The organism is bacterium, from assembly GCA_024228115.1.
Classification (GTDB): domain Bacteria; phylum Myxococcota_A; class UBA9160; order UBA9160; family UBA6930.
On the sequence record JAAETT010000264.1, the window covers coordinates 1 to 1,359 of the forward strand.

General features: G+C 61.2%; 2 protein-coding genes. Both read right to left on the bottom strand.

Translation table 11 applies throughout. The annotated features are described in order from the left end of the window. Positions 1–106: 106 nt before the first annotated feature. A complete protein-coding gene (gene tnpB / locus GY937_12265; GenBank protein ID MCP5057482.1) occupies positions 107–319 on the bottom strand; it encodes an IS66 family insertion sequence element accessory protein TnpB in 213 nt (70 codons plus the stop codon). Next, on the bottom strand, positions 316–675 hold the full coding sequence (locus GY937_12270; GenBank protein MCP5057483.1) for a hypothetical protein: 360 nt from the start codon (positions 673–675) through the stop codon (positions 316–318). Before GY937_12270 ends, tnpB begins: the two co-directional genes overlap by 4 nt. Between the last annotated feature and the right edge of the window lie 684 nt (positions 676–1,359).

Genomic DNA, 1,359 nt, shown 5'->3' on the forward strand with positions numbered 1-1,359 from the left:
AAAGTGGACCTCGCCCCCGCCCGCTGCACAGGCTGCATCGACCGCCGCCTGGGCTCCATCGCTATCAATACCCGCAAAGGCCGGATCGGCGCCGTAGTTGGTTACGTCAAAGACCGCCGCCAGGGATGGCTGTGCCACCATCCCAGTACAAGACCTTGATCTTGTCGCGCTTGCGATTGCAGAAGACGAAGAGCTGCACCCCGAACGGGTTCAATCCAAGCTCTTGCTCCACGATCGCGGAGAGGCCGTCGATCGACTTCCGCATGTCGACGATCCCCCGGTACAGATACACCTCGACCTCCTCCCCCGGCCGCATCATCGCGAGGACGTCAGACGCTCCACCAGGCCCACTACCGCAGTAGGTAGCTCCGACCCCGACCACTCGAGCACGAAACCGTTCGGAAGCGAGAGCCGAAACTCCGCCGGACGTACTTGCCCGCGGAGATCCACCTTCGAGAACGCCACGGCCTTTCGCGATACCTTTCTGCGCCTCGGCCCCGCTGCCGCCGCCAGCCACCCCATGGCCCGCAGCCGCTTACGCGCCTGATACAACGCGTGCATCGAAAGCCCCTGCTCGGCGGCGTACGCCTTCGCCGTCAGCTCCGACTTCGCCAGAACCGCCTCATGCTCCAGCCAGAAACAATCTCTTTCCGTCGGCTCGCCCGTCTTCCCCATCGTGGCCCTCCCTCTCTTCAGGAAGGCCAACTTCACTCAACCCGGCGCGATCCGAAACATGGGGTTCGCTGAGCGCATACTCTCAATGCACCACGACAAAGATAGAGACTGACACGATCAGAGCGTGGGGTAAACAACCCTTACCTGGCTGCTTCTCGATTCTGGACAGTCTCGACACCTTCACCGATTCTGCCGCCCAGAGCGTGTGCTGCATTCTGGGATTCAGATATCCAGAGAGATGAGGACAAACCGCGATTCGCGGTCAAACGCGGGGCCGCTGCCTGCGACCATCCGCGAATGATCGCGAACCTGACTGAGGACTCCCGGTAGCCCCCGGGGGCTTTTCATGCAAGTTCCACGGAGGATCTCTTCCATCCCCTCCCCGATTGACCGACGACCGGGAAATCTCCTGAACCATACGGGAGAGATGGCCCACCTCGTTTCTTTCCGAGGTTCATCAGGGTTGCATTCCCCCGAAGAATCAAGGAGCGACGCGGGGGTGAACGAGCGACCCGCCTGATGGCATCGAGGATCTCCAGCGTCTTAACAGGGTGCTGAAATTTGGTGCCGGTTGGCGCCAGAAAGGCCGAAAGCGGGGGTTTCGATGGCGCTCTGTGCTTGGCTTCCGGTTTCCTCTGCCAAGGATCCCAAGATCGCTTGCTGAGTAGCAAGGGAGTCACGTCG